Consider the following 26,136-nt stretch of genomic DNA (forward strand, 5'->3'; position numbering starts at 1 on the left):
AACCAGCGGCGGACCTAAAGCAGAGTTGCTAGGCGATGTCGGCGGCGGAACCCTCATCGCGGGACAGGTTAATGCCCAGCGAGGAACCGGATTCCATGTCGTCTTCATCCGAGCCGGAAAGCTCCATCGGGGTGCCGTCGGTGGACAGGACCTCCACGTTCAGGCACAGCGACTGCAGCTCCTTGAGCAACACCTTGAAGGATTCCGGGATGCCCGGATCCGGGATGTTCTCGCCCTTCACAATGGCCTCGTAGACCTTCACGCGGCCGACCACGTCGTCCGACTTGATGGTCAGCAGCTCCTGCAGAGTGTAGGCCGCGCCGTATGCCTGCATGGCCCACACCTCCATTTCGCCGAAGCGCTGGCCACCGAACTGGGCCTTACCACCCAGCGGCTGCTGGGTAATCATGGAGTACGGACCAGTCGAACGGGCGTGGATCTTCTCATCCACCAGGTGGTGCAGCTTAAGCATGTACATGTAGCCGACCGAAATCGGGTACATGTACGGCTCGCCGGAACGGCCGTCGAACAGCGTGGCCTTGCCCTCGCCGTCAACCAGGACGTCGCCGTCGCGGTTCGGGCGCGAGGACGCCAGCAGGCGGGAGATCTCTTCGTTGGTCGCGCCGTCGAAGACCGGGGTGGCAGTCAGCGAGTCGGCCGGGACGTCGTAGAGCTCTTCCGGCAGGGTCTTGAGCAGGTCGGCGTTTGCCGGGTCGTCGACGTCGACCTTCCAGCCGGCGTGAGCCAGCCAGCCGAGGTGGACCTCGAGGACCTGGCCGATGTTCATACGACGCGGAACACCGTGGGTGTTCAGGATGATGTCGACCGGGGTACCGTCCGCCATGAACGGCATGTCCTCCGGCGGGAGGATCTTGCCGACAACACCCTTGTTGCCGTGGCGGCCGGCCATCTTATCGCCGTCCTGGATCTTGCGCTTCTGGGCCACGTAGACGCGGATCATCTCGTTGACGCCCGGGGCCAAGTCATCATCGTCTTCGCGGCTGAACCGAGCCACGCCGATGACCTTGCCGACCTCACCGTGCGGGACCTTCATCGAGGTGTCGCGCACCTCGCGGGCCTTCTCACCGAAGATGGCGCGCAGCAGGCGCTCCTCCGGGGTCAGCTCGGTCTCGCCCTTCGGGGTGACCTTACCGACCAGGATATCGCCCGGGCGGACGTCGGCGCCGATGCGGATGATGCCGCGCTCGTCCAGATCGCTGAGCACGTCCTCGGCCACGTTCGGGATCTCGCGGGTAATTTCCTCGGCACCCAGCTTGGTGTCGCGGGCATCGATCTCGTGCTCCTCAATGTGCACGGAGGTCAGGATATCCTCTTCGACGATGCGCTGGTTGAGGATGATGGCGTCCTCGTAGTTGTGGCCTTCCCACGGCATGAACGCCACGAGCAGGTTGCGGCCCAGCGACATCTCGCCGTTGTGGGTACCCGGGCCGTCGGCCAGCACCTGGCCGGCCTCGACGCGGTCGCCCATCGAGACCAGCGGGGTCTGGTTGTAGTTCGTGCCCTGGTTGGTGCGCTCGAACTTGCGCAGCATATAGGTATCACGCTGGCCCTCATCGTCCATGATGGTGATGAGGTCCGCAGTCACGTCCTCGACCACACCGGCCTTCGGAGTGATGACCAGGTCGCCGGCGTCGTAAGCCGCGCGCTGCTCCATACCGGTACCCACGTACGGGGACTCGGAGCGCACCAGCGGCACCGCCTGGCGCTGCATGTTCGCGCCCATTAGTGCACGGTTAGCGTCGTCGTGCTCCAGGAACGGAATCATGGCGGTAGCCACGGACACCATCTGGCGCGGGGAGACGTCCACGTAGTCGACGCCGGAAGCGTCGGTCACGGCGATGTCGCCGTCGCGCTGGCGGACCTCGATGCGGTCGCCGGTGATGTTACCCTCGGCGTCCTGCTCGACCTCGGCCTGGGCGATGGAGAAGCGGTCCTCCTCGTCGGCGGTTAGGTACTCGACCTGGTCGGTGATCTTGCCGTCAACGACCTTGCGGTACGGGGTCTCGATGAAGCCGAAGGAGTTCACGCGGGCGTAGGAAGCCAGCGAGCCGATCAGGCCGATGTTCGGGCCCTCCGGGGTCTCAATCGGGCACATGCGGCCGTAGTGGGACGGGTGCACGTCTCGGACCTCGATGCCGGCGCGCTCACGGGACAGGCCGCCCGGGCCCAGTGCGGACAGGCGGCGCTTGTGGGTCAGGCCGGACAGCGAGTTGTTGTGGTCCATGAACTGGGACAGCTGCGAGGTACCGAAGAACTCGCGGATAGCTGCCGAGACCGGGCGTACGTTGATCAGCGAGGTTGGTGTGATGGACTCCGCGTCCTGGGTGGTCATGCGCTCGCGCACGACGCGCTCCATGCGGGACAGGCCCACGCGGACCTGGTTTTGGATCAGCTCGCCCACGGTGCGCAGACGACGGTTGCCGAAGTGATCGATGTCGTCGGTGTTGATGGAGATCATCTCACCGTTCGACGCCTTCATCTCGCGCTCACCGACGTGCAGGCGTACCAGGTACTCCAGCGCAACGGCGATGTCTTCCTCGGTCAGGGTCATCAGGCCGTCGTGGTCGCCGCCCAGACCCAGCTTGCGGTTGACCTTGTAGCGGCCGACCTTGGCCAGGTCGTAGCGCTTCGCGCGGAAGAAGGAGTTGTCCAGCAGGGACTGAGCCAGCTCGCGGGTCGGCTGCTCGCCCGGGCGCTGCTTGCGGTAGATCTCCAGCAGGGCCTCGTCCGTGTTGGCAACGCCATCGGATTCGAGGGTGGACATCATCAGCTCGGAGAAGCCGAAGCGCTCACGGATCTGCTCTTCGGACCAGCCCAGGGCCTTGAGCAGCACGGTGACCGGCTGGCGGCGCTTGCGGTCGATACGCACGCCGACGGTGTCGCGCTTGTCCACGTCGAATTCGAGCCACGCGCCGCGGGACGGGATGACCTTCACGGAGTGCAGCGGGCGCTCCGTGGACTTGTCGATCGTCTGATCAAAATACACGCCCGGGGAACGTACGAGCTGGGAGACGACAACACGCTCGGTGCCGTTGACAATGAACGTGCCCTTGTCGGTCATCATCGGGAAGTCGCCGATGAACACCGTCTGAGACTTAATCTCCTGGGTGTCATTGTTGATGAACTCTGCGGTCACGTAGAGCGGCGCCGAGTAGTTGATGTCCTTTTCTTTACACTCGTCGACGGTGTTCTTCACCGGCTCGAAGCGCGGCTCGGACAGCGACAGGGACATATTGCCCGAGTAGTCCTCGATCGGGGACAATTCCTCTAGGATGTCCTCCAGGCCAGAGGTAACGCGCGCGTCGTCGCCGCGTTCAGCCTGCTGGCGCTCACGCCACTCCGGCGTGCCGATGAGCCATGCAAAAGAATCAAGTTGTAAGTCAAGGAGGCCCGGAACCGCAATCGGCTCGCTAATCTTAGCGAACGAATAACGCTTCGGGGCTCCAGGGATATTGGCCACTGACTTGGTCTGGCGGGAGACTGCCAAGATGGGTCCTTCCAGCACCTCACGCGGATCACTAACCCGCCTGGGAGGGGCGAGCAAGCAAAACCGCTGGTAGATTTAGCATTCGGTCTGCTGTGGAATCAGCGGGCTCAGATAGCACAAAATCACCTTGTCAAGTCGCTTTACCATCACCACGTGCCAAGGCTAAATGTGCACTGGGGATCCGGATTCCAGCGCAACGAAACAGCCTATATCAAATTCGGCGATTTGTAAAGACGCGCACGATCGTCTATGTGCCCGGCCGGGTTCTTGCTCGCACGCAGCGGGCGCGGGCGGTCCAGACGCAGTCGCAAGCCCAAGCCCAGACCTAGAGGGCCGGCTTGACCTTCTGGCCGCGCGGACCGAAAACCCCGAAGACTCCCAGTAGCCCGATGATGGTCAAGACAACGCCTAGGCCGAGGCCAATCCAGCGCGCGATGTTCGCGGCCTGTGGATCCGGAATCTGGCCGGCCTGCTCAATGAGCTGGGCGCGTTCCTCGTCAGAGGTGGAGGCCTGGAAGACGAAGGCGTCCTCGCGGCGCTCGCCCTCCCGGGTGCCATAGTAGTTGTCGATGTCCAAATCCATGCCCACCACCATGCCGGTGGCGTGGTCGACGTAGATGCTGCGCTTGCCGGAGTGGAACAGGTAGCCCGGCTCCGTACCGCCGTCGGGGGTCTCGAACTGAGTGGTATTGCCCATCCCCGCGTAAAGCGTGGCGACGTTGACCGGCGCTATCTCCTGGTCGTAGCGGTAGATCTCTCGGCCATCTATCTCCTGCTCCTCGGCGAAGACGGCGTCTTCCGCTTGGCGCAGGGTCGGGTCGAAGACCGGGTAGGTGGTCTTTGCTGCCTCCGAGGGGAACTTTAGCCAGTAGCCGTCCACGGCCACCTCCGTCGCCGGCGATGCGATCGTGTGGTTCAGGCGTGCCTTGCCCTGTGCCGCGCCGCTGACGCGGTCGATGGGGAAGTTCCACACCTGGGCGCTGACCAGGTTCTCCACGTCCCCGGCGTCGGCCTCAGTGCCGCGCACGGTGGTCTGCCCGACCCGCAGGGAAGCATCCTCCTTGCCGGAGGGATCCACGGTGTCGTAGTGCAGCTGGTAGGCCAGCGGGCCCTCGTAGGGCTGTGTCCCCTCTTCGCTCACGGTCTGCGCTCGGCCGTCCTGGTCGCTGAAGCTAAACGTGGTGTGCTCGGCGTCCAGCGGCAGCTTGGCCCGCAGGTCTAGGAAGACAGGCGCGAGCGCGCCCGCGGCAATCAAAGCGATGCCGAGGCCTAGAACGATCACGGAGATGATGCGGGATTTGGGCAGCATGGTACAGCATCTTACAACCCAGCAATTGCCGGTTGATAACGAAACACCCGGTTTCTAGCGCGCGACCCCTCCCCCGCCGCGGGTGGAAGCATAAAAAGACCTCCGCCTGCTCCCGCGGTGATGCGGGGCAGGCGGAGGTAGTTAAAGCCTTTAGAAGGCTCAGGCCGATGCCGAGGTGAGTCTAGTTCAGACTACTTCAGCTCGACGGAAGCGCCAGCCTCTTCCAGCTTGGTCTTGGCAGCCTCGGCGTCGTCCTTGTTGGCGCCTTCCAGGATGGCCTTCGGAGCGGACTCAACCAGCTCCTTGGCTTCCTTCAGGCCCAGGCCGGAGACGATCTCGCGGACAGCCTTGATGACGCCGATCTTCTTGGCGCCAGCGTCGGTCAGAACGACGTCGAACTCGTCCTTCTCCTCAGCAGCAGCCTCGCCGCCGGCAGCCGGAGCGCCTGCAGCAACAGCGGCGACCGGAGCGGCAGCCTCAACGTCGAAGACCTCTTCGAATTCCTTGACGAACTCGGAGAGCTCGATGAGGGTCATTTCCTTGAAAGCTTCAATGAGCTCGTCCTTGGTGAGCTTAGCCATGGTAAGCATCCTTTCTTATGTGAGCGCTGCAATAGCGTCTCGGTAGTTGTGTAGTTGTTGCGCAGGTTGTGCGCGAATTCTTAAGCTTCTGCTTCCTTCTTGTCCTGCAGAGCCGCAACGGTACGTACGGCCTTGGTTGCAGGAGCGTTGAAGAGAGCGGCAGCCTTCGCCATAGAACCCTTCATAGCGCCAGCCAGCTTGGCCAGCGTGGTCTCACGGTTGTCAAGGTCAGCAATGGCCTTGACCTGGTCGGCAGTCAGAGCGTTGCCGTCCATGTAACCGCCCTTGACGATGAACGCGTCGTGATCCTCGGCGAACTTCTTCATCACCTTGGCAGCGTCGACAGCCTCGCCCTTGATGAAGGCGATAGCGGTCGGGCCGGCCAGGTGCTCGTCAAGACCCTCGATGCCAGCTTCCTTGGCAGCGATCTTGAAGAGGGTGTTCTTGGCGACGGAGTAGTCAACGTCAAAGCCCAGGTTGTTACGCAGCTCGGAAAGCTGTGCCACGGTCAGGCCGCGGTACTCGGTCAGCACGAACGCATCAGCCGCGTCGAGCTTGCCCTTCAGCTCCGCCAGGTCTGCGGTGTTCTTCGGGTTTGCCATCTTAACTCTCGCCTCCTTCCAAAACATCTCTTATTTTTCCGCCGGAGCTTTTTCTAGCTTGCCCCGGGCGGGCTTTAACTCGCCCGGTCGTCGCATCAAAAAAGCCCCGTGCAAGAGCACAGGGCGCACACATAGGATGTGATGCACAAGTGTCTCCTGCGTGGGCCGTTCCCGTGGATGGGAAACCTTCGACCTTCCAACAAGAAGGTGACCAACGGTCTTCGGTGAAACTTGAGCTCGGGAAACCTCCCGTTCAAACTTCGCTGTATACCCTAGCACCCGGCCTACAGATTTAAAAAATCGTCTGCGCGGACGGCGTTGGTAGGCTTGGCCCATGACTAGCCTGATGTGGTTTCGCGACGATCTTCGCCTTCTCGATAACCGGGCGCTGGACTGGGCCAACGAGCGCGGCCCCGTGGTCGCGATGGTCCTAGACGAGCCGGCTACCTACCCCGCCCGTCCGCTGGGCGCGGCGGCGGGTTGGTGGCGCGAAGTCTCCCTGGCGCGGCTGGCGCGTTCCCTGGATGCCCACGGCGTGCCGCTGCTGCGTGCGGCCGGCGATGCCCGCGAGCTTATCCCCCGCCTCGTGGCCGACCTGGGCATCGACGCGGTGGCCTGGTCCCGCCGCTACCACAAGCCCTGGCGGGAGGTTGACGCCGCGGTCAAGTCCGAGCTCCAGGCCCGCGGCATTAAGGTCGCCTCGCACCCGGGCCACACCCTGGTGGAGCCGTGGGAGGTCACCAATCGCAGCGGCAAGCCCTACCAGGTCTTCACCCCGTTCTCGAAGGCCGCCCGCGACCAGGTCCGCGACGACGCTCCCCTGCCGGTCCCCCAGCTGCGCGGCGCCGGCGTGGACGACATCCCCAATCATGCCGGCGCCGTGGGCTTCGCCCGGCAGCCGATGAGCGAGCCGGCCGACCCGCACTGGGCGGGCGGGCTGCGGGAAACCTGGGCCCCGGGCGAGGACGGCGCCCGCGCGCGCCTGGAGTCTTTCCTGGAGGGCATCGCCGGCTACGAGTCGAGCCGCGACCAGCCGGCCGAGGAGGCAACCTCGAGGCTCTCGCCCCACCTGCGCTTCGGGGAGGTATCCCCGCGCCAGGTCTGGGCCACAGTCGGCGAGCTACTGGCCACCAACCAGGCCCCGGCCGGCGACGGGCAGAAGTTCCTCACCGAGCTGCTGTGGCGCGACTTCGCCTGGCACCGCCTCTACTACCTGCCGGAGCTGCACGCGGTGAATGTGCGCCGCCAGTTCGACTCCTTCGCCTGGTCCAGCGCCGAGGAGGAACCCGAGCTTATTGCCGCGTGGAAGGCCGGCACCACCGGCATCGGCCTAGTCGACGCCGGCATGCAGGAGCTGTGGCAGACCGGCTACATGCACAACCGGGTGCGGATGGTGGTCGGCTCCTTCCTCACCAAGAACTTAGGCCTCCACTGGCGCGCGGGCGAGGCTTGGTTCTGGGATACCTTGGTAGACGCGGACCCGGCCTCCAATCCCTTCGGCTGGCAGTGGATAGCCGGCTGCGGCGACGACGCCGCGCCCTTTTTCCGGATCTTCAACCCGGTCACCCAGGCCGAGCGCTTCGACCCGCACGGCGAGTACGTCGGCCGCTGGGCCCCGGAAGACCTGACTCCCCTGGGGCCTGAGCCTATCGTGGATCTGCAGAAGTCGCGCAAGGCCGCGCTCGCGGCCTACTCCGACATCAAGGCCGGCGCAAACAAGGCTGCCGTGCCGGCGCGGCAGGCCGGCCTGCCGGACGATATCTAGTCCCTCGCTACCGGCCCAGGATCCGGCCAGCGCAGTTCCAGCCGCCCATGCCGTGGACCCCGCCGCCGGGTGGGGTGGCCGCCGAGCACATATAGGCCCCGTCGGCCAGGCGGTAAGGGTGGGCAGTCAGGCGCGGGCGGGCGAGCATTTGCAGCCCGCTCATCGCGCCGGCGGCGATGTCCCCGCCCACCAGGTTCGCATCATCGGCGGCCAGCTGCGCGGGTGAGCTGACCCGCCGGGCCTCGACGACGTCCCGGAAGCCGGGCGCGAAGCGCTCGATCTGGGCCTCGATGCGCTCGGTGACCTGGCCCGGGTAGGCCTCGCGGTAGCCGTTGGGCACCTGCGCGTAGGCCCACAACACGGGCCCGCGGGAGGGGTCCGCCACCGCCTGCTGGCAGACCATCACGAAAGGCCGCTGCGGCAGCTGCCCGGCGGCAACCTGGCGCGCGGCCAGCTCGATATCGTCCACCCCGCCGCACACGTGCACCGTGCCAGCACCACCCACGGCCGGGTCCGCCCACGGCACCGGGGCGCTCAAACGGTAGTCCACCTTGTGCACTCCGGGCCCGTAGCGCCACGCGCGCAGGCTGGCCGTCACCCGCCCCGGCAGGCGCAGCCCGGCGATACCCAGCACGCCGCGTGGGGCAAGGTCCAGGACCACCGCGTCCCACTCGGCCCGACCGCCGGCGTCGACGAGCTGATCCATGCTCGTGATGGGCTGCCCACAGATCACTTGTCCGCCGCCCGCTCGCAGCCGCCCCAGCAGATGGTCGATGATGGCCTGGGTGCCGCCGCGTGCCACGGGCCAGCCGCCCGCCATGCCAAAGGCGTTGAAAAGGACGCCGAGGCTGACCGTCAAGGGCTGAGACGGCGGGCACAGCGCGTGCGCGGCCGAGCCCAGCGTCAACACTCGGGCCGGTTCTTCCCGGAAGAAGATCTGGCTCAGCGCCTGCGCCGGCCACGGCGCCCGCAGCCCGAAGCGGGTTAGGTCCACCGGGTGCAGGGGCCACCCCGCCATCGGCCGCAGAATGTTGTCCGCGTGGCGCTCGGGGTCCTCGACCATGGGCCGGTGGATGAGCTCCCAGCGCTGACAGTCGCGGCCCAGCCCCCGGGCGGTCTCTTTCAGCCCTGGCCGCAGCAGCGCGGCGGGCTTTCCCTCTAGTGGGTGGGCCAGCGGCAGCGGCGCGTGCACCCAGTCGTTAAAACCGAGCTCGCGCAGCGCCGGGGAGACGAGCCCGAAAGGGTGCGCGGCTGCGCCGAAGTCCACGATGGTGCCGCGCCCGAGCGCCCCGGGCAGGGAGCGCGCCGCCCCGCCCGGGGTGGGCTGGGCCTCAAAGACGGTGACCGCCCAGCCGGCCCGGGCCAGCCGCGCTGCCGCCGTTAATCCGTTCGGCCCTGCTCCTACAACCGCCGCGCGCTTTTGTGTCATAGGACGAGGATAGAGCAAAACCCGCCCGCCTCCCAGAAACGGAAGGAGCGGACGGGTTAGGCGCTTATCTACGTGACCGTGAAAAGGCTTAGCTAGAAATTACTCAGCGAAGTTCTTCTGCACGGACGGATCCACCGGGATGCCCGGACCGTTGGTGGTCGAGATGGTGATCTTCTTCATGTAGACGCCCTTGGAAGCGGACGGCTTCAGGCGGTTGAGCTCCTCGATGAGGGCGCCGTAGTTCTCAGCCAGCTTCTCTGCATCGAAGGATGCCTTGCCCAGGATGGCGTGCAGGTTCGCAGCCTTGTCCACGCGGAAGGAGATCTTGCCGCCCTTAACCTCGGAGATGGCCTTAGCCACGTCAGCGGTCACGGTGCCGGTCTTCGGGTTCGGCATCAGACCACGCGGGCCCAGCACGCGGGCCACGCGGCCGACCTTGGCCATCTGGTCCGGGGTGGCGATGGCTACGTCGAAGTCCAGGTTGCCGGCGTTGACGGCCTCGAGCAGCTGCTCGGTGCCGACGATGTCGGCGCCAGCCTGCTCAGCCTCGGTAGCCTTCTCGCCCTCGGCGAAGACGGCCACGCGGACGTCCTTGCCGGTGCCGTTCGGCAGAGAGACGGTGCCGCGGACCAGCTGGTCGGCCTTGCGCGGGTCAACGCCCAAGCGCAGGACAACGTCGACGGTGGCGTCGAAGTTCTTGGAGGAGGTCTCCTTGGCCAGCTTGGCGGCCTCTAGCGGACGGTACAGGCGGGAAAAGTCAACCTTTTCCGCGGCGGCCTTGTAAGCCTTGGATTTGGTGCTCATTATTAGCAGTCCTTTTCTTGAGTAAAGGGGGTGTGGTCTTTGGCGGGCCGGAGCTGGCCCTACCACATGCAGTTGTTTCTTAGGCCGGCGCGCCGTCGACGGTGATGCCCATGGAGCGGGCGGTACCGGCGATGATGCGGGCGCCGTTCTCAATGTCGCGGGCGTTCAGATCCTCGAACTTGGTCTGAGCGATTTCCTTGCACTGATCCCAGGTGACAGAGCCAACCTTGTCGGTGTGCGGAACGCCCGAGCCCTTCTTGATGCCGGCGGCCTTCATCAGCAGCTTCGCTGCCGGCGGGGTCTTCAGCTTGAAGTCGAAGGAACGATCCTCGTAGACGGTGATTTCCACCGGCACGATGTTGCCGCGCTGGTTCTCGGTTGCGGCGTTATAAGCCTTGCAGAACTCCATGATGTTGACGCCGTGGGCACCCAGTGCCGGGCCAACCGGCGGGGCCGGGTTAGCGGCGCCAGCCTCGATCTGCAGCTTGATGAAGCCAGAAACCTTCTTCTTAGCCATCGAATTACCTCTTTCCTAGTTACCGGTACGCCCGCCACGATGAATAACGGGTGCCGTCCGGATGCTTCCCCTCTTTCGGGTTCGGCCACCGGGGATGAACGAATAACGGCGTATGCGGCACTTGGCCACACACGCCGGTCAATATTACGGGACGGGCCCTGTCAGACCCAAATCCCAGTTCGTCTCCGCACCGGCGTTTCGCACCGGCGGGAAACTGGGGTGAGTTTTAGTTGATGCGCTCGATAGCGGTCGGCGACAGCTCGACCGGGGTCTCGCGGCCAAAGATGGAGACCAGGCCCTGCATCTTGCCGGTCTCCTCGTCGATCTCGGAGATGGTCGCGGACACGGACGCCAGCGGGCCGGACAGGATGGTCACGGCCTCGCCGACCTGGAAGTCGTGGGCGATCTTCTTCTTGGCTTCCTTCTCCGGCATGGCCACGACCTGCTCGCCCTCGGCGGCGTTGGCGGCGGCCTCGCCGGTCTTCGCGGCGGTGTCGTTCGGCATCAGGAACTTGGCAACCTCGCGCGGCTTGACCTCGGTAGCGTTGCCCTCGTTGCCCACGAAGGAAGTAACACCCGGGGTGTCGCGGACCACGGACCAGGCCGCGTCGTTGAGCTCCATGCGGACCAGGACGTAGCCCGGCAGCAGCTTGCGCTTGACGATCTTCTTCTTGCCGTCCTTGTTGGCCTCGAGCACCTGCTCGACCGGGACGATGACCTCGAAGATGGAGTCCTCCACGCCCAGGGTCTGGGCGCGCATGTCCAGGTTGGTCTTCACCTTGTTCTCGTAGCCGGAGTAGCACTGAATGATGTACCACTTGCCGTCGCGCTTCTTCAGCTCGGAGGTGAAGGCGCGCAGGCGGCGGCGGTAGTCCGCCTCCGGGTCGACCTCTTCTTCGCCCTCGGCGCCTTCCTCGGCCTGCCCCTCAGCCTGCGCGGCGTCGGCAGACTCGGCCTCACCGGCAGCTTCCTCGGCAGCGGCCGGGGCCTCGCCTTCGCCGGCCTCGGCGGCAGCGGCGCCGTCCGCGTTGTTGGCGGCGTCCGCGTTCTCGGCAGCCTCGACGCCCTCGGCGTTCTCAGCGCTCTCGGCGGCGTCGGCAGCCTTGTCCTGGATGCTTTCCAACAGGGCCGACTCGACGGAGTTCTCGAGGTTGTTGTCTTCGCTCACTGGATTCTTCCTCACCTTGGGGTTTCGCGTGCCACCGATTATAGGCGGTGGGCTAATAAATTATCCCGCCCTCCCCATCATCGGGAAGCGGCGGGACTAAGCTTTCTAGCTTGCTGTTTACCTAGTGTACTAAGGAGTCAGTACCCACTCAACTCCGAGGCCGGTCAGCGTGTCGACACTCCAGACCAGAGCGGTCAGCACGATCAGGAAGCCGAAGGTCACCAGGGTGTACTGGACCATTTCCTTGCCGGTCGGCCAGACGACCTTCTTGACCTCGGTAACAACCTCAGGAAGGAAGGAAGCCACACCATTGCCCGGCTTTTCATCTTGCGGGCTGGCGGTAGCGACCTGGCCGCCATGCTTCTTGGCGTAGTCTGCGGAGGAGGTGGTGGAGGCGCCGGAGCGTTGACGCTTACCGGTGGGGCGCTGTGCGCCAGCATCTGGACGCTGATTATCGCTCACGACGTCTGAACTCCTCGCTAGAAAATAAGTTTGGCAGGGGCGACAGGACTCGAACCTGCAACCTACGGTTTTGGAGACCGTTGCGCTACCAATTGCGCCACGCCCCTAGGCGTACTGCGTTTAAAACAGCACGGACTACCCTACCAGAGTACCGGTTAATAAATAAACCGCCCTCATTTTCGGTGGAGATCGGTAATAAAAAAGCGCCCGAGGGCGCTTTTTGTTCCCGGTAGCGATGGCGAGAATTGAACTCGCGACACAGCGATTATGAGTCGCTTGCTCTACCACTGAGCTACACCGCCAAGTGACCGCTTCCTTAAAGGGCACTGTTGGATAATACCCTAGAAACGAACAGAGCCCCCTGACAGAATCGAACTGTCGACCTTTTCCTTACCATGGAAACGCTCTGCCGACTGAGCTAAGGGGGCACAGCCTCGTTAAAGATAAGCGGTAATTCTTACCGCCCCTCTCGCGTTGAAGCCTTGATAACAATAACCCGATTCCTAAAACTTTCACAAATCGGCAGTACAGACCACATTTTTAGCGCTTTGAAACACGGCCGTTTTCGCCTTGGTTGCGTTCTTCTTCCGGCCACTGCTGACCCCGGACCAAGGCGCGCCCCGGAAATCCCTGCACCGCCCAGCGCGCGCCGCGACATCAAGTGACACCCCGAAGTTCGTGTAGCGTGGGTCACAGTCCTGCTAGCTTTGATGTATTTTAGCACCCCTGCCCTAGTGCCAGGCGTAGCGTGGTGGCCTTGACGTTGCGGCTGCAGCGCCGGCCCTCGTCCCCGGCGCTGTGCCAGCCCCCAAGGCCGCTAGCCGCCCCGCCGCCTCAGAAAGGAAAGATTGTGTCCCACCAACCGTCCCGCCCAGCCGAATCTGGCTCCACGGCCCAGGTTCGAACCGCGGATGCCGCGGGGAACGCGGAGCTAGCTGCCAACCCGCTGCTTGTGCCCTCGAAGCTGGATTACCAGCTGCCGGACTTCGCCGCGATTTCTTTTGCGCACGTGCGCCCGGCCTTCGACGAGGCGCTGCGCCGCCACGACGCGGAAGTGGCCGCTATCGCCGCGTCGGAGCCCAGCTGGCAGAACACGGTAGAAGCGCTGGAGCGCTCCGGCCGCGACCTCGAGCGGGTGGTCAGCTACTTCGCGAACCTGCTGGGCACGGACTCCACGCCGGAGATGCAGGAGCTGGCCGGCGAGGTATTTCCGGAGCTTTCTGCCCACTTCAACGCCGTCTACCAGAACGAGGATCTCTACGCCCGGCTTAAGGCGGTCACCGCGCCGGAGGATCCCGAGTCCCAGCGGCTGCTGGACTACCTCCTGCGGTCTTTCGCCCGCCGCGGCGCAGACCTGGACGCCGCCGGCAAGGAGGAGCTAACCCGCCTGAACCAGCGCCTGTCCGCGCTGTCGGAGGAATTCGGCCGCCACCTGCTGGACGACACCAAACGCCGGGCCGTGGGCTTCGACAGCGCCGAGGAGCTGCGCGGCCTGCCGGAAGAGCGCGTCGCCGCAGCCCGGAACTACGCCGCCCAGGCCGGCCGCACCGGCTTCGTACTGCCGCTGGAGCTGCCCACCCAGCAGGCAGAGCAGGCGCGCCTGGAGGACCCAGAGTCCCGGTTTAAGCTCTGGGAGGCCTCCCAGCAACGCGGCGCGGAATCCAATGGCGCGGTGCTGACCGAGATGGTGCGGCTGCGCGCCCGGCGCGCGGAGCTTTTGGGCTATGCCACGCACGCGGACTACGTCATCGCGGAGGAGACCGCGGGTACCGCGGCCGCGGCCCGGCAGCTGCTGGCGGACCTGGCGCCGGCGGCCGCGGCCAACGCCGCCGCCGAGGGCAAGCTGTTAAGCGAGGAGGCCGGCTTCCACGACGCGGACTTCGGCCCCGCGGACTGGCCCTACTGGCAGTCCCGGGTCCGCGAGCGGGACTACGCCCTCGACGAAGAGGAGCTACGCAAGTACTTCCCGCTCGACCGAGTCTTACGCGACGGGGTCTTCCAGGTCGCGCACATGCTCTATGGGCTCACGGTCCACCCGCGCCCGGACTTAGGCGGCTACGCCCCGGATGTGGACGTCTGGGAGGTCGTGGATGCCGACGGCACCGGCCTGGGCCTGCTGCTGACGGACTACTTCACCCGCCCCTCCAAGCGCGGCGGGGCCTGGATGAGCACGTTTGTGGAGCAGTCCCGCCTGCTGGGCACCCGCCCGGTGGTAGTCAACGTCATGAACCTGTCCAAGCCGCCGGCGGGCCAACCGGTGCTGCTGAGCCAGGACGAGCTGCACACCGTCTTCCACGAGTTCGGCCACGCCCTCCACGGCCTGCTCTCCGACGTGCGCTACCCGACCTTCTCCGGCACGAACGTGCCGCGGGACTGGGTGGAGTTCCCCAGCCAGATCAATGAGAACTGGGCGCTGGATCCCCGCCTAGTGAAGGCGTATGCCTTCCACGTGGACACCGGCGAGCCCATCCCCGACAAGACGCTGGAGGCACTGGGCCGCGCCCGCGAGTTCGGTCAAGGCTTCGCCACGGTGGAATACCTCGCTGCGGCCGTCATCGACCTGGCCTGGCACAGCCTTCCGGCAACCGAGGCTGGGAAGCTGGTCGCCACGCCGGAGGCCATCGCCGACTTCGAACAGGAGGCCCTGGCGAAGGTGGGCCTGGGCGAGACCGGGATCGCCCCGCGCTACCGCTCGACGTATTTCAACCACATCTTCGCCGGCGGCTACTCCGCGGGCTACTACTCCTACCTGTGGGCGGAGGCCCTCGACGCCGACGGCTTCGAGCTCTTCCGCGACGCGGAGTCCCTGCGGCAGGCCGGGCAGGCCTTCCGCGAGCAGATCCTGTCCGCGGGCGCCTCCCGCGATTTCACCGACGCCTTCCGCCAGTGGCGCGGGCACGACAAGGACATCCGCCCGCTGCTTGAACGGCTCGGGCTGGCCGGCTCCCGGTAGGTGGTGTGGTTCGGCCCGAAACTGCGGGCATAAGGAAACTCCCCTTCACGAAAAGTGAAGGGGAGTTGTTGTTGGTGCCAGGTAGAAGATTCGAACTTCTGAAGGCAATGCCGGCGGATTTACAGTCCGCTCCCTTTGGCCGCTCGGGCAACCTGGCGTGCACCTTGGTGCGAGTAGTTACTCTACTACGAAACCCCCTGCCCGACACAAATCGGCAGGCAAGGGGCCATCTCGCTGGGGTCTTGCGGGTAAGGCTTAGCCCACGCGCTTGACGGTGTAGGTGGCCAGCTGCCGCAGCGCCGTGGTGGCGGAGCTGTCCGGCAGGCGGCCCAGTTCGGTATCCACCTGGTTCAGGTAGTAGCGCACGTCTTCCAAGGCTTTCTCCCGGCCGGCTGACTGGCGCAGCAGGTCGATGGCGCGCTCGACCGTGGCGTCGTCCTCCAGCGGCCCGGTGAGCAGCTCGCGCAGCTGCTCGCCCGCGGGGCTGTCTTCCTCCAAGGCGTAGAGCACCGGCAGGGTGAACACGCCCTCGCGCAGGTCGGTGCCCGGGGTCTTGCCGGATTCCTCCGGGTCGGAGAAAATATCGATGATGTCGTCGACGATCTGGAAGATCATGCCGACGGCGCTGCCGATGCGCTTGAGCGCCTGCGCGTGCTCCGGGGCGGCGCCGGAGTGGTAGGCGCCCAGGTAGCCGGCGGAGGCGATGAGCACCGCCGTCTTTTCCTCGATGACGGCGCGGTAGTGCTCGATGGCGTTCGCCTCGCCCGCCCCAATGGTCTCGCGCATCTGGCCGGTGACCAGGGTCTGGAAGGTCTCGGCGAAGTGCTCGACGGTGTGGGTATCCAGCTGGCCCATCAGGCGGGAGGCGTGCGCCAGCAGGGCGTCGCCGGCCAGGATGGCCACGGAGTTGCCCCAGCGGGAGTTGGCGGATTCCACGCCGCGGCGGCGCTCGGCCTCGTCCATGACGTCGTCGTGGTAGAGAGTGGCCACGTGCACCATCTCCACGGAGGTGGCGGCCTTGACCACCCGGGCGGAGCCGGGCTCGGGGCCGTATTCGCTGGCTAGCAAAGCCATGACGGGGCGGAAGCGCTTGCCGCCGGCTTCCGCGAGGTAGAGAGCCTTTTCGTGGACGAAATCCTCTCCCTGAGTAATCTCAGTGCGCAGCAATTCTTCGACGGCTGCCACGCCTGCCCCCACGCGCTGGTTCAGCTGGGGGTCTCCCAAGTCCACGGACTGCGAGGAGCCGTGGGACGATGTCGGGCCGTTGGTCATGGAGGCGATCCTTGGGGTCGATACTCTAATTTAACTCCCTCAACCGTAGTCCAATACTCATTTATAGACATACTCGAGGGGTCGGCGGGCAAACGCGCATGCGACAATAGGGGGCATGTCGGCACAGACTCAGCACATCCCCGCATCTTCCCCACTTACTTGCGACGTGGCGGTCATCGGCGCCGGGCCGGCCGGTTCGGCCGCCGCCATCCACGCCGCCCGCGCCGGCTACGAGGCGCTGCTTGTCGATGCCGCCTCCTTCCCCCGCGACAAGACCTGCGGCGACGGGCTCACCCCGCGGGCCATGCACCAGCTGGACCAGCTGGGCATCACGGTCAACCCGGGCTACCGCAACCTTGGCCTGAAGCTGCACGGCTATGGCGGACACGTCACCGCCCCCTGGCCAAGCACGTACCCGTGCGCGGAGGGCTCGGCCCTGCCGCGCCACGACTTCGACAACTTGGTCTTCGAGACCGCCGTCGCCGCAGGCGCCACTCCCCTGCTCGGCACGCCGGCCACCAATCCGCAGCTGGCCGGCAACCGCGTGGAGTCTTTCCAGGTGGGCGAGCAGACGGTGCGCCCGCGCTGGGTCATCGTGGCCGACGGGGTGCGCTCCACCTTCGGCAAGCAGCTGGGCCGGACCTGGCACCGCGGGGAGGTCTACGGGATCGCCGCGCGCTCCTACTGCGACAGCCCGTTTGCGGACGAGCCCTGGATGCACTCCCACGTGGAGCTCAAAGACAACGACGGCACCGTCCAGCCCGGCTACGGCTGGATCTTCCCGCTGGGGGCCGAGTCCGGCCAGGTCAACCTGGGCTGCGGGGCGCTGTCCACGGACAAGCGCCCGGCCAAGATCAACACCAAGAAGCTGCTGGAGCACTACGCCGAGCAGCAGCGCGCCGACTGGCAGCTGGGCCCCACCCAGGCGGTGACCTCGGCCCTGCTACCCATGGGCGGGGCGGTCTCCCACGTGGCGGGCAACAACTGGATGCTCATCGGAGACGCGGCCGCCTGCGTGAACCCGCTCAACGGCGAGGGCATCGACTACGGGCTGGAGACCGCCCGCAGCGCGGTGGAGATGTTGGGCCCGAAGGACTTCACCCTGGCCTGGCCGGACCGCCTGCGCGCGGATTACGGCGAGGCCTTCGTCCTGGCGCGCACCGCCGCCCGCCTACTGACCTACCCGCAGTTCCTGCCCGTGGTCGGCCCGGTGGGCCTGCGCGGGCCGGTGGGCCGGGCCCTCATGCCGGCGGCCGCACGCCTGATGGGCAACCTGGTCACCGAGCAGGACCGCGATCTCATCGCCCGCGCCTGGCGGCTAGCCGGCCACACCATTTCCAGCGCCCGGCGCGGCTCCCCGCTCTGGGACGCGGCTTAAAGAGTTATTCCTCCGGCTTGGTGGCCGAGTGCAGCGCCACGATGCCGAGCGTGAGGTTCTGCCAGCCGGCGTTAGACCAGCCGTTGGCGTTGATGGCCTGGGCCAGCTCCTCCTGGTCCGGCCAGGCGCGGATGGATTCTGCCAGGTAGATATAGGCCTCCGGGTTGGAGGAGACCACGCGGGCGATAGGCGGCAGCAGGCGGGTCAGGTATTCCTTGTAGACCGTGCCAAAGACCGGCACCACGGGCTTGGAGAACTCCGCGACCGCCAGGCGACCGCCGGGCTTGGTCACGCGCGCCATCTCCCGCAGGCCCAGCTCGAAGTCGTGGATGTTGCGCAGGCCGTAGGAGATGGTCACCGCGTCGAAGGTGTTGTCCGCGAACGGCAGCTGCATGCCGTCGCCGGCCACCTTGGGCACGTTGCGGTCGCGGCCGGCGGCCAGCATGCCGCGGGAAAAGTCGCACGCCACGCACCAGGCGCCGGACTTGGATAGCTCCACGGTGGAGACTGCGGTTCCGGCGGCCAGGTCGAGGACCTTCTCCCCCGGCTGCAGGTTGAGGCGCTCGCGGGTGCGCTTGCGCCAACCGGCGTCCTGCCCGAAGGACAGGACCGTGTTGGTCAGATCGTATTTCTCCCCGACCGCGTCAAACATGTGCGCGACGTCGAAGGGTTGCTTGTCCAGATTTGCCTTAGCCACGGCTGTCTAGTCTAGGCCACTCGGGCGCCGAGGGCCCGCGCGGCCCAACGCGGCAGCTCCGGGCGCTGCCCCAGGATGGTCAGCGGCACCCGGCGGGTCTCCTCCAGCACCTCGGCGTAGTAGCCCATGAGCTGCTCACACAGCCCCTCCCACGTCTTGGTGCGGATGGACTCCCGGGCATTGGCGCATATCTCGGCGTGGATCTGCGGGTTGAGCAGGGCTTCGGCCGCGCGCGGCAAGTCCTCGATGAAGGTGTCCACGTCCAGCAGGAGGCCGTTGTAGCCCTCGTCGATGAGGTCGACCGGGCCGCCCGCGCGCGGGCCGATGGTCGGCACGCCGGAGGCCTGGGCCTCCTGGATGGACTGGCAGAAGGTCTCGAACTCGCCGGCGTGGACGAACAGGTCGAGGCTCGCGTAGGCGCGCGCCAGCTCCTCGCCCTTCAGGGCACCGGTGAAGACCGCAGTGGGCAGCTGGGCCTCCAGCAGGGGGCGTTCCGGGCCATCGCCCACGATGACCAGCTGTATATCGTCCCGATCGTTGAGCGCGCTGAGCCGGTGCACGCCCTTTTCGGCGGCCAGGCGGCCCACGAAGCCGACAATGTTCTTCTTGCCGCTGGCATCCCAGCTGCGGCGCAGCTTCTCATCCCGCTTAGAGGGATGGAACAGTTCCGCGTCCACGCCGCGGCCCCAGCGGCGGACGTTGCGCACGTTGTGCTTTTCCAGGTCCTCGATGGTGGGCGTGGACGGCGCCAGGGTCATCTGGCAGGAGTTGTGGATGATCCGTAGCCACTCCCACACGCCGTGCGCCAGGGCGGAGGCGTGGTACTTGGTGGCAAAGCCGGCCACGTCCGTCTGGTAAAGCGCCACGGCCGGGATGCGCAGCTGCCGGGCGGAGAAAGCCCCGGCCGCGCCCAGGACGAAGGGGCTGGCCAGGTGGATGATGTCCGGCTGGAACTCACGCAGGCTGCCGAGCACCTCCGTGGTCGGCACGCCGACGGGCAGGGAGTCCACCAGCGGCACCCGCACGGTGGGCACGCGGCGGATGCGGAAACCCAGGTAGTCTGCGATTTCTTCCTGGCCGTCCCGCGCGCCCGGCGCGACCACCAGGGCCTCGTGCCCGTTGGCGTGCAAGTGCTCGAGCACGCGCAGGACCGAGTTGGTAACGCCGTTGACGTTCGGGAGGAAAGATTCCGCAACAATGGCTACTCGCATACGCTCATCCTTGTTCATCAAACTCAACCGCTGGTGGCCCCGGCGCGAACTTGAGGTTAATTTTTATTAACACCCCGGGTTGCCCGGTTTAACAACCACCACAATACGGCAGCCGCTGCCGTGGACACGGCCCACACGGACAGCGCCGGGATGACTGAGAGGGTCCACTCGCGGCCCTCCACCTTGACCAGCTCTGGGTCGGCGCTGGAATAGGACACCCACACGCGCTGCCCCTCGCCCAGCCCGGAGGGGTAGAGCAACCCGGTCTCCGGGGCGTGGTAGAGCCCGGACTCGTCCTGGAAGTCGACGGTGGTGCGCAGCCAGTCGATGTCCGTGACGGTCGCCAGGGCCCGCCCCGGGTTCTGATTGATCTCCCGGTCGTTGAGCCAGGGGCCTATCACCAGCGCGATTGAGGCGACGATCATCACGGCGTAGGCGCCTAGGATGAGCTGGCGGCCGCGCCGGCGCAGGATGGCGGGACGGTGGCGTCTCTGCTGCATGGGGTGGGTCTACCTATTCGCCGGCGTGGGAACGGATGGCCGCGTTCAGGCCACGGCGGGTTTCCCGGGTCGTGCGGGCCTCGACCACGGTCACGCCGGCGGAGTATTCCTTCAGCTCCGCCAGCACGTCGAGGAGTTCCTGCGGGGTCTCGGCGCGGCGGTAGTCGGCGCCGTAACCGTGGACCAGGGACTCGATGTCCGCCTCGTGCGGGGTGCCGAAGGCCTGCTCGAAGGAGCCACGCAGGCCCTCCTGGCCGACCTCCAGGGTCTCGAAGATGCCGCCGCCGTCGTCGTTGGCCACCACGATGGTGAGGTTTTCCGGGCGCGGGTTATCCGGCCCGATGAGCAGCGAGGAGGCGTCGTGGAGGAAGGTCACGTCCCCCAGAAGCGCCACGGTGCGCGGGGCCCGCGGCAGGTCGGCGTGCAGGGACTGGCCGGCCAGCGCGATGCCGACGGCCTGGGCCACGGTGCCGTCGATGCCGGCGACCCCGCGCTGCGAGTAGGTCTCCACCCCGTCGAAGGGCAGCCCCACTAGGGAGGCGTCCCGCACCGGGTTGGAAGCGCCCACCACGAAGTAGTCGCCCACCGCCAGGGTGTCGGCGACGGCGGCCGCCGCGTGCAGGCCGGTGAAGCCGTAGTCCTCGTTCTCCAGCGCGGAGCGCACCGCCTCGGCGCCGACCTCGGCCGCGCCCTGGCAGATGCGGTACCACTCGCGGCTGACCTCGCCGGTGACCTTCACGCGGGTGCCGCGGCGGGCGCCCTCCCCGCGCGGGTTGGTGAAGTCCGCGGTGCGCGAGAGGGTCACTAGCTCGATGTCCGGATCATTGATTAGCGCCAGCACCGCGCGGTGCAGGGTCGGGTGGCCAACCACGATGACCTGCTCGACCTTCGTGTTGACAACGTAGTCGTTCGCGCTGACCTGGGCGCGGCGGAAGATGTGCGCCGCCGCCGGGTGCACGGGGTGGTACGGCGCCGGGGCGCTGGGCTCGGCGATGGTGGGCACGTCTTCCAGACCCTCCACGGCCCAGGCCTCGTCGCCAGCGATGACCAGGGTATTGCGACTCAAGTCGATCTCCACCGCGCCGTGGTCGACCCAGCCCGCGCTCGATGCCCGCGGCGCGCTCGCCGGGGCAGCGCCCGGCTCCGGCAGCTGCCCGCCCACCAGCGGGTTGTCCAGCGCGACGTTGATGTGGACCTGCCGGTCGCGGGCGAAGCGCTCGCCGATGTCGGCGGCGTCTTCGACCGTGGTGACCTGGGTAGTCTCGGCGTAGCGGCCGAAAATCCCCTGCTGCTCGATGGTCTGGGAAGCACCCGTGCCGACTAGGCGCGCGGGGCGGTCGGCCGAAATCACGGCCAGCGGCAGGTGCGCGTAGGAGGCTTCAATCATCGCCGGCAGCGTGTGCGCCACCGCGGTGCCGGACGTCATCACGACCCCGACCGCACGGCGCTGGACGCGCGCCATGCCCAGCGCCAGGAAGGCGGCGGCGCGCTCGTCCAGGCGGGTGTGGACGCGGATGCCCGGCTGGGCGATGAGAGCCAAAGACAGCGGCGCGTTGCGGGAGCCCGGGCAGATGACCACGTCGGTGAGGTGTTTAGCTAGTTCGCTTGCGACTGCCCGCGCCACCTCGGTGGCGTCGGTCGCGCGGGCGGGGAAATTGTCTTGCGTGCCAGTCATAGTGGCTAAGTCTAGCTGCCTCTACTGGTTTTCCAGTGCTCCGCCTTCGCCGAAGAGATCCTGCAGCCAGCCCTCGACATCCATGTCTTCGGTGTTCTCCGGCAACAGGTCATCCGGCACCTCCGACGGGATCAGATCCCGGCCGCGGTCCCGGAGGCGGTTACCCTCGCCGGAGCTATCCGTGGTGGTCTCGGTTTCGGTGACGGTGGTCGGTTCCTGCGTGGTGTGGGTGACTGTCTCGGTCACCGGCTCCGGCGCGGGCTTGTCCGCCTCACTGGCGGCGTTGCGCCATAGGAAGAACAGCGCGCCGGCGGCCACCAGCGCCAGGACGGCCAGCGCACCCAGGACCCCAGCCAGGCCCGAGCCGGACTTCTTCTCCCGCGGCGGCTCATAGTCGCTGACCGGCTGCTGGTAATTGCCCTGGTAGTTATCTTGGTAGCCACCCTGGTAGTTATCCTGGTGGTAGCCGGGCTGCCCCGCGTAGGTTTCTTGGCCCGGCTGCTGGTAGCCGGCCTGGTACTGCTGCGTCTGGGGCTGGTTCGGGTCGTATTCGCCCGGGAAATACTGACGCGGGCGCTGCTGGCCGCCCTGCGGCTGCTGGTTGCCGCTGTTAGGAACGCGGCCGATATAGCGCGTCTCGTCGTCGGAATTATCGTAACGATTAGGCATAACTCCCATTAGTACCGGATCGGGGCGCGCCGAGTACAGTCCCGCCCCGGCGGGCGGGAGCCGTTACACGGCCGCGCGCAGGGCCTTGCTCGTGGGGGTATCCAGCTGCGCCAGCTTCGCCGGAGCGGCGTCCGCCACGATCTGCCCGCCCTGGCTGCCCGCGCCCGGGCCCATCTCCACGACGCGGTCGGCCTGGGCGATAAAGGACAGGTCGTGCTCCACCACTACGACGCTGTTGCCGGCGTCCACGAGGCGGTTGAGCTCGGCGCCCAGCAACGCGGCGTCCTGCGGGTGCAGGCCCGTGGTGGGCTCGTCCAGTAGGTACATGGTGTGGCCGCGGCGCGCGTTGCGGGAGCGCTGCAGCTCGGTGGCCAGCTTGATGCGCTGGGCCTCGCCGCCGGACAGCTCCGGCGCGCCCTGGCCCAGCTGCAGGTAGCTCAGCCCGACGGCCTGGAGGGTCTCGATGGCACGCGCCACCTTGGCCTCGGCCTTATCATCAGCGTCGAAGACCTCGCTGGCCTGGTCCACGGTCAGGGCCAGGATGTCGGCGATGGTGTACCCGCGCCAGGTCGCCTCCAGGGTCTTAGCGTTGTAGCGGGCCCCGCCGCAGTCCGGGCAAGTGGTGTAGGCGCCGGGGAGGAAGACCAGCTCGACCTCGATCTTGCCCGCGCCCTGGCAGGTCGGGCACTGGCCTTGCTTGGTGTTATAGGAAAAGCGGCTGACCGTCCACTTGCGCTGGCGGGCGTAGTCGGTGCCGGCAAACAGCTTGCGGACCGCGTCGAAGAGGCCGGTGTAGGTGGCCAGGGTGGAGCGCGGCGTGCGGCCGATGGGCTTCTGGGTAATCTGCGCCACGCGCTTGAGCTGGTCGAGCCCGTCAACGGAGTCGATGGACCACCCGCCGGCGTCTTCGGTGTCCGTCACCGCGGTGAGTTCCTCGCGCAGCTTGCCGGCCAGAACGGTGCTGACCAGCGTGGACTTGCCCGATCCCGACACCCCGGCGACCACGGTGAACTGGCCCAGGCCGATGTTCAAGGTGAGGTCGTCCATGTTGCGGGCCTGGACGCCGCGCAGCTCCAGCTGGCCGGTGGCCTCGCGCGGGGCGTTCTTCGGCTCGCGTTTCCGGTGGCGCAGCGCCCGCGCGGTCGGCGAGTCGACCTGGTCCATGAATTCGTCCACGGGGCCGGAGAAGACAATCTCCCCGCTGCCGGCCTGCGGCCCGACGTCGACTATCCAGTCGGCCTGGGCCACCAGGTTCATGTCGTGCTCGACCAGCAGGACGCTGTTTCCCTCGGCGAGGAAGCGCTGGCACATCTGCGCCACTGCGGCGCGCTCCTGCGGGTGCAGGCCCGCCGAGGGCTCGTCGAGCACGTAGGCCACGCCAAAGAGCCCGGCGCGTAGCTGCCCGGCCAGGCGCAGGCGCTGCAGCTCACCGGCCGACAGCGTGGCGGTGGGCCGATCCAGGCTGAGGTGGCCCAGCCCCAGTTCCACCGCGGAGGCCAGCGTCGGCACCAGCTGCTTGAGCAGCAGGTCCTCGGCCGAGTTTTCTTCCGGAGCACGCTCGCTCAGCTCGGCGTGCAGCTGGTCGAGCGGCAACGCGTTGGTGGCATCGATGGGCCGGCCCGCGTAGGTGACCTCGAGTGCCCGCGGGTTCAGCCGGCGGCCGTGGCAGGTGGGGCAGCTGCGCGATTCCATGAAGGACAGGGTGCGCCGGCGCAGGGTGTCCGACTCGGTCTCGGCCAGGGTCTTGTTCAGGTACCCGGCCACAGAGCGCCACGTGCCCTGGTAGTTGCGCTGGATTTGGTCGGCCCCGCGGTGTGGCTTGACCGTTACGACGGGCCGCTCGTCGGTGAAGAGGATCCACTGCCGGTCCTTTTCCGGCAGGTCCTGCCAGGGGCTGTCCAGGTCGAAGCCCAGTTCCTCCAGGATGTCGTGGAAATTCTTGCCGGCCCACGCCCCCGGCCAAGCGGCGATGGCGCCGTCCTCGATGCTCAAGGTGGGATCCGGGACCATGGAGGCCTCCGTCGGGACGTGTTCGACGCCCTGGCCCTGGCAGGTCGGGCACATGCCCTCCGGGGTGTTCGGGGAAAAGGAATCCGAGTAGAGCCCCTCCGGGTTGTTACCGGCACGGGAGTACAACAGTCGCAGCGTATTCGCCATCGCGGAGACCGTCCCGACGGTGGAGCGCGCGCCGCCGCCGGAGGTCGATTGCTGCAGCGCCACCGTGGGCGGCAGGCCAGTGATGGACTCGACCTGCGGGTCCACGGCCGAGCCGATCAGCCGCCGGGCGAACGGCGCCACGGACTCCAAGTACCGCCGCTGGCCCTCGCCGTGGATGGTGCCAAATGCCAGCGATGACTTACCCGAACCGGAGACCCCCGTGACCGCAACCAACCTGCCGCGTGGCAAGTCCACGTTGACGTGGCGCAGGTTGTGCAGGTGGGCGTCTCGGACCGAAATCATTTCTTCCGCCATGTAATCAAGCCTACGTCCAGAAAGCTAACAGCAGCGCGGCCCACCGCAAGTCCCCTATTAGTCTTCCTGGGCAGGCACGAACTCCCAGGCCTGGCGCAGGCGCTCGAACCACCAGTCGCGGCGGTCCGCCGGGGCGGCCAGTGCGGCCAGGCGGTCCGGCTCCGGGACGGCGGCGTCTACTTTGAGGTGCCCGTCGACGATTTCCCGGGGCGCGGTGACGTCCTCGAGGAACAACGAGCCGGTCGCCAGACCCGCTGCGGCCGGGGCGACGTCAATGTCCTCGTCATCAGCAATCTTGGGCAGCGCCGCCACGGCCGCCAGGCCCATGCTGATACCGACGGAAGTATCCAGCGCGGAGGCCACCGTAATGTCCATGTGCCTAGCGCGCAGCTCGCTAGCGATGCTCAGCACTCGGCGCACGCCCCCCAGCGGCGCCGGCTTCACTACGGCCACGTCCGCGGCCTTCAGCTCGGCCACGCGGAACGGGTCCTCGACCTTGCGGATGGACTCATCCGCGGCCACGCGCACGAAGATACCGCGGCGCATGAGCTGGGTGCGCACCTCGGCTAGTTCCTCCGCGGTCTGGCACGGCTGCTCCATGTAATCAAGCGGCATGAGGTGCTGCGCGGCCGCTACCGCCTGGTCCACGGTCCAGCCGCAGTTGGCATCCACGCGCAGCACCGGCGTGGCCCCCGTGGCCGCGACGTGCTCGCGCACGGCCGCCACGCGCGCGATGTCATCATCCAGGGTCTGTCCCTTTTCCGCCACCTTAATCTTGAAGGTGGTGCACCCCGGGTAGCGCTGCATGACCTCCGGAACCTGCTCCGTCGCCACCGCCGGGATCGTGCCGTTGACCTCAACCGTCTCCCGCAACGGCACCGGGAAGCCCTGGTAGGCAGCCTCCAAACCGGCCTGCAACCAGTGCGCGGATTCTTCCGGCCCGTATTCCAGGAAGGGAGCGAACTCACCCCAGCCCTTCGGCCCGTCAATGAGCAGAGCCTCCCGGCAGGTCACCCCACGGAACTTCACCGCCATGGGCAGCTGGACCACGTGAGCGCGGTCTAAAACATCACCAAGATTCATGTCCCCAGCCTACTGGGCAGGGAACAACAGCCGACTGGCCAGGTGCCATCGCTAAGCCCGGGGAAGGAAACACGGGAAGAA

At 66.7% G+C, this 26,136-nt stretch carries 20 protein-coding genes and 4 tRNA genes; 3 read left to right on the forward strand and 21 right to left on the reverse strand.

Going from position 1 to position 26,136, the window contains the following annotated elements; all coding sequences use genetic code 11:
- Window positions 1–28 precede the first annotated feature (28 nt).
- The 4 genes from rpoB to rplJ all read right to left on the reverse strand — a co-directional run bounded on the left by rpoB (window position 29) and on the right by rplJ (window position 6,000).
- Window positions 29–3,526 (reverse strand): DNA-directed RNA polymerase subunit beta, encoded by a 3,498-nt coding sequence (gene rpoB / locus QQS52_RS02810; protein WP_472772475.1) that lies wholly within the window; start codon window positions 3,524–3,526, stop codon window positions 29–31.
- A gap of 307 nt (window positions 3,527–3,833) precedes the next feature.
- A complete protein-coding gene (gene pgfA / locus QQS52_RS02815; protein ID WP_472772476.1) occupies window positions 3,834–4,817 on the reverse strand; it encodes a cell envelope lipid trafficking protein PgfA in 984 nt (327 codons plus the stop codon).
- A gap of 191 nt (window positions 4,818–5,008) precedes the next feature.
- Window positions 5,009–5,398 (reverse strand): 50S ribosomal protein L7/L12, encoded by a 390-nt coding sequence (gene rplL, locus QQS52_RS02820; RefSeq protein WP_070768237.1) that lies wholly within the window; start codon window positions 5,396–5,398, stop codon window positions 5,009–5,011.
- A gap of 80 nt (window positions 5,399–5,478) precedes the next feature.
- On the reverse strand, window positions 5,479–6,000 hold the full coding sequence (gene rplJ / locus QQS52_RS02825) for a 50S ribosomal protein L10 (RefSeq protein ID WP_472772477.1): 522 nt from the start codon (window positions 5,998–6,000) through the stop codon (window positions 5,479–5,481).
- A 334-nt stretch (window positions 6,001–6,334) separates the two neighbouring features.
- Between rplJ and QQS52_RS02830 the strand changes: the two genes are divergently transcribed.
- Window positions 6,335–7,765: a cryptochrome/photolyase family protein gene (locus QQS52_RS02830; protein ID WP_472772478.1), complete on the forward strand. Its 1,431-nt coding sequence runs from the start codon at window positions 6,335–6,337 to the stop codon at window positions 7,763–7,765.
- A 7-nt stretch (window positions 7,766–7,772) separates the two neighbouring features.
- On the opposite strand, the gene QQS52_RS02835 is transcribed toward QQS52_RS02830, so the two are convergent.
- The 8 genes from QQS52_RS02835 to QQS52_RS02870 all read right to left on the reverse strand — a co-directional run bounded on the left by QQS52_RS02835 (window position 7,773) and on the right by QQS52_RS02870 (window position 12,573).
- Entirely contained in the window at window positions 7,773–9,194 is a 1,422-nt protein-coding gene (locus QQS52_RS02835) for a phytoene desaturase family protein (RefSeq protein WP_472772479.1), read from the reverse strand.
- 99 nt (window positions 9,195–9,293) lie between these two features.
- Entirely contained in the window at window positions 9,294–9,998 is a 705-nt protein-coding gene (gene rplA / locus QQS52_RS02840) for a 50S ribosomal protein L1 (RefSeq protein ID WP_472772480.1), read from the reverse strand.
- A gap of 79 nt (window positions 9,999–10,077) precedes the next feature.
- Window positions 10,078–10,515: a 50S ribosomal protein L11 gene (gene rplK / locus QQS52_RS02845; protein WP_070768167.1), complete on the reverse strand. Its 438-nt coding sequence runs from the start codon at window positions 10,513–10,515 to the stop codon at window positions 10,078–10,080.
- Between the two features lie 226 nt (window positions 10,516–10,741).
- Window positions 10,742–11,683 carry a transcription termination/antitermination protein NusG gene (nusG, locus tag QQS52_RS02850; protein ID WP_472772481.1) on the reverse strand — a complete coding sequence of 314 codons (942 nt, stop codon included), beginning with the start codon at window positions 11,681–11,683 and terminating at the stop codon, window positions 10,742–10,744.
- Between the two features lie 129 nt (window positions 11,684–11,812).
- Complete coding sequence (secE, locus tag QQS52_RS02855; RefSeq protein ID WP_296206646.1) at window positions 11,813–12,145, reverse strand: preprotein translocase subunit SecE; 333 nt, start codon at window positions 12,143–12,145, stop codon at window positions 11,813–11,815.
- Window positions 12,146–12,176: 31 nt separating this feature from the next.
- Window positions 12,177–12,252: transfer RNA gene (locus QQS52_RS02860), tRNA-Trp, on the reverse strand.
- A 123-nt stretch (window positions 12,253–12,375) separates the two neighbouring features.
- A tRNA-Met gene (locus QQS52_RS02865) sits at window positions 12,376–12,447 on the reverse strand.
- Between the two features lie 53 nt (window positions 12,448–12,500).
- A tRNA-Thr gene (locus tag QQS52_RS02870) sits at window positions 12,501–12,573 on the reverse strand.
- Between the two features lie 518 nt (window positions 12,574–13,091).
- Here QQS52_RS02870 and QQS52_RS02875 point away from each other — a divergent pair.
- Complete coding sequence (locus QQS52_RS02875; protein ID WP_472772548.1) at window positions 13,092–15,098, forward strand: M3 family metallopeptidase; 2,007 nt, start codon at window positions 13,092–13,094, stop codon at window positions 15,096–15,098.
- A 72-nt stretch (window positions 15,099–15,170) separates the two neighbouring features.
- Here the strand turns inward: QQS52_RS02875 and QQS52_RS02880 are convergent.
- Both QQS52_RS02880 and QQS52_RS02885 read right to left on the reverse strand, forming a co-directional pair.
- Window positions 15,171–15,255 (reverse strand) — tRNA-Tyr (locus tag QQS52_RS02880).
- A gap of 98 nt (window positions 15,256–15,353) precedes the next feature.
- Complete coding sequence (locus QQS52_RS02885) at window positions 15,354–16,370, reverse strand: polyprenyl synthetase family protein (RefSeq protein ID WP_472772482.1); 1,017 nt, start codon at window positions 16,368–16,370, stop codon at window positions 15,354–15,356.
- Between the two features lie 115 nt (window positions 16,371–16,485).
- On the opposite strand from QQS52_RS02885, the gene QQS52_RS02890 reads away from it, so the two are divergent.
- Entirely contained in the window at window positions 16,486–17,748 is a 1,263-nt protein-coding gene (locus tag QQS52_RS02890) for a geranylgeranyl reductase family protein (protein WP_472772483.1), read from the forward strand.
- A 4-nt stretch (window positions 17,749–17,752) separates the two neighbouring features.
- Here the strand turns inward: QQS52_RS02890 and QQS52_RS02895 are convergent, their stop codons facing one another.
- From QQS52_RS02895 to QQS52_RS02925, 7 genes are all read right to left on the reverse strand, one after another.
- On the reverse strand, window positions 17,753–18,445 hold the full coding sequence (locus QQS52_RS02895) for a demethylmenaquinone methyltransferase (protein ID WP_368520745.1): 693 nt from the start codon (window positions 18,443–18,445) through the stop codon (window positions 17,753–17,755).
- 11 nt (window positions 18,446–18,456) lie between these two features.
- Window positions 18,457–19,656 (reverse strand): glycosyltransferase family 4 protein, encoded by a 1,200-nt coding sequence (locus QQS52_RS02900; protein WP_472772484.1) that lies wholly within the window; start codon window positions 19,654–19,656, stop codon window positions 18,457–18,459.
- Between the two features lie 56 nt (window positions 19,657–19,712).
- Window positions 19,713–20,156 (reverse strand): DUF3592 domain-containing protein, encoded by a 444-nt coding sequence (locus QQS52_RS02905; protein ID WP_472772485.1) that lies wholly within the window; start codon window positions 20,154–20,156, stop codon window positions 19,713–19,715.
- A gap of 13 nt (window positions 20,157–20,169) precedes the next feature.
- A complete protein-coding gene (menD, locus tag QQS52_RS02910) occupies window positions 20,170–21,831 on the reverse strand; it encodes a 2-succinyl-5-enolpyruvyl-6-hydroxy-3-cyclohexene-1-carboxylic-acid synthase (protein WP_472772486.1) in 1,662 nt (553 codons plus the stop codon).
- A 21-nt stretch (window positions 21,832–21,852) separates the two neighbouring features.
- The gene (locus QQS52_RS02915; RefSeq protein ID WP_472772487.1) at window positions 21,853–22,500 is read right to left on the reverse strand and encodes a hypothetical protein; all 648 of its coding nucleotides are present in this window, start codon (window positions 22,498–22,500) and stop codon (window positions 21,853–21,855) included.
- Window positions 22,501–22,563: 63 nt separating this feature from the next.
- Window positions 22,564–24,972: an excinuclease ABC subunit UvrA gene (locus QQS52_RS02920; RefSeq protein WP_472772488.1), complete on the reverse strand. Its 2,409-nt coding sequence runs from the start codon at window positions 24,970–24,972 to the stop codon at window positions 22,564–22,566.
- A gap of 57 nt (window positions 24,973–25,029) precedes the next feature.
- Window positions 25,030–26,055: an o-succinylbenzoate synthase gene (locus tag QQS52_RS02925; RefSeq protein ID WP_472772489.1), complete on the reverse strand. Its 1,026-nt coding sequence runs from the start codon at window positions 26,053–26,055 to the stop codon at window positions 25,030–25,032.
- Window positions 26,056–26,136: the final 81 nt, after the last annotated feature.

The sequence above is a fragment of the Corynebacterium sp. 1103A genome, assembly GCF_055700955.1.

Coding starts and splice junctions, on each gene's coding strand:
- pgfA (WP_472772476.1), bottom strand. CDS start 4,817: ATGCTGCCCAAATCCCGCATCATCTCCGTGATCGTTCTAGGCCTCGGC.
- rplL (WP_070768237.1), bottom strand. CDS start 5,398: ATGGCTAAGCTCACCAAGGACGAGCTCATTGAAGCTTTCAAGGAAATG.
- rplJ (WP_472772477.1), bottom strand. CDS start 6,000: ATGGCAAACCCGAAGAACACCGCAGACCTGGCGGAGCTGAAGGGCAAG.
- QQS52_RS02830 (WP_472772478.1), top strand. CDS start 6,335: ATGACTAGCCTGATGTGGTTTCGCGACGATCTTCGCCTTCTCGATAAC.
- QQS52_RS02835 (WP_472772479.1), bottom strand. CDS start 9,194: ATGACACAAAAGCGCGCGGCGGTTGTAGGAGCAGGGCCGAACGGATTA.
- rplA (WP_472772480.1), bottom strand. CDS start 9,998: ATGAGCACCAAATCCAAGGCTTACAAGGCCGCCGCGGAAAAGGTTGAC.
- rplK (WP_070768167.1), bottom strand. CDS start 10,515: ATGGCTAAGAAGAAGGTTTCTGGCTTCATCAAGCTGCAGATCGAGGCT.
- QQS52_RS02885 (WP_472772482.1), bottom strand. CDS start 16,370: ATGACCAACGGCCCGACATCGTCCCACGGCTCCTCGCAGTCCGTGGAC.
- QQS52_RS02890 (WP_472772483.1), top strand. CDS start 16,486: ATGTCGGCACAGACTCAGCACATCCCCGCATCTTCCCCACTTACTTGC.
- QQS52_RS02900 (WP_472772484.1), bottom strand. CDS start 19,656: ATGCGAGTAGCCATTGTTGCGGAATCTTTCCTCCCGAACGTCAACGGC.
- QQS52_RS02905 (WP_472772485.1), bottom strand. CDS start 20,156: ATGCAGCAGAGACGCCACCGTCCCGCCATCCTGCGCCGGCGCGGCCGC.
- menD (WP_472772486.1), bottom strand. CDS start 21,831: ATGACTGGCACGCAAGACAATTTCCCCGCCCGCGCGACCGACGCCACC.
- QQS52_RS02915 (WP_472772487.1), bottom strand. CDS start 22,500: ATGCCTAATCGTTACGATAATTCCGACGACGAGACGCGCTATATCGGC.
- QQS52_RS02920 (WP_472772488.1), bottom strand. CDS start 24,972: ATGGCGGAAGAAATGATTTCGGTCCGAGACGCCCACCTGCACAACCTG.
- QQS52_RS02925 (WP_472772489.1), bottom strand. CDS start 26,055: ATGAATCTTGGTGATGTTTTAGACCGCGCTCACGTGGTCCAGCTGCCC.